General features: G+C 40.8%; 1 protein-coding gene and 1 pseudogene. One reads left to right on the top strand and one right to left on the bottom strand.

Features of this window, described 5'->3' with window-relative positions; genetic code table 11:
* A pseudogene (locus tag A3756_RS24625) lies at positions 1–377 on the top strand (alanine dehydrogenase); the annotation flags it as partial.
* A gap of 33 nt (positions 378–410) precedes the next feature.
* On the opposite strand, the gene A3756_RS24620 reads toward A3756_RS24625, so the two are convergent.
* Positions 411–998, bottom strand: a complete 588-nt coding sequence (locus tag A3756_RS24620) for a MarC family protein (protein ID WP_068507525.1) — start codon at positions 996–998, stop codon at positions 411–413.
* Between the last annotated feature and the right edge of the window lie 165 nt (positions 999–1,163).

The following is a 1,163-nucleotide window of genomic DNA, read 5'->3' as shown; positions in this document are numbered from 1 at the left end:
TAATTACTAAAACTGACCTAAGCCAGATGAAAAGCGGCAGCGTGATCGTAGATGTGGCGATAGACCAAGGTGGATGTATTGAAACCTCAAAACCTACAACTCATGAAAAGCCAGTATTCACAATAAATAATGTCGTACATTATTGCGTCGCCAATATGCCCGGAGCCGTTGCACGAAGTTCAACTCTAGCTTTAACGAACGCTACAGCGCCTTACGTAATCGAGCTTGCTAATAGAGGTTGTCGTAAAGCACTGGAAACGAACCCGGGCTTTATGAAAGGTCTGAATATTGTTAATGGGGAGCTCTGTAACAAGAACGTTGCCGAGGCACAAAACCTAAAAAGCATTTCTCTTGAAAATGCGCTTAATAAGCTTTGATTCCTTATAGCAGCATAAGCTGATTCGCCGACATTAAGTAAATACTCGCAAGCCATCCAGAATAAACTGGATTGCCAGTGCAGCTAAGATCATTCCTAAAAAACGTTTTAATACTTCATCACCTATCGCACCAACCAGGCGTTTAACATTGCCCGAAAAAATCATCAGAATACAGGTTAGCGTGCTGATAGATACAATGGCAAACATCACAGAAAGCTGGCCCAAAGCCGAACTAGTCGAAGAAAACAACAAAATACTTACTGTTAAAGAGCCAGGCCCCGCAAGTAGCGGTATGGACAATGGGAAAACCGATATATCTCTGCCATTCCCGCTGCCAGCGAAAGACAAACTACTGGTAACCATACGAAACGCCGTATAAAACAAAAGCACGCCACCGGATATCTTGAATGCATGAATACTAATCGCAAGCTTACTTAAAAGGAGTTCACCAAAATTGCCAAACAATACTAGTAGCATCGTGGAAATAAGACAGGCCTTGAAAGCGATCAACTTTCGACCTGAACCACTTTCAAGCAAAGAATGGAAAATTAAAGCCATTCCAATCGGATCGATGATCACAAATAGAGCAACCAACGCTCCAACATATACACTTATATCCATAAGAATCTCATAAAAGGACTTACTATCACTATAGTATTGAATCGTGCCAAGCGCGAAAGATACTTTCTCTAAAGCGAAAAGGCTTAATTTTTTTGTATGTGATAAATCAATCCCTATATATTTTATTGCCCTTTAATCCTGATTTAAAAAGACCCGCAGCGTAAT

Source organism: Oleiphilus sp. HI0086 (genome assembly GCF_001635225.1).
This window is presented reverse-complemented; position numbering and strand designations above follow the sequence as displayed.

What these genes read in the sequence shown, in the direction of transcription:
- A3756_RS24620 (WP_068507525.1), bottom strand. Translation starts at nt 998, where the DNA reads ATGGATATAAGTGTATATGTTGGAGCGTTGGTTGCTCTATTTGTGATC.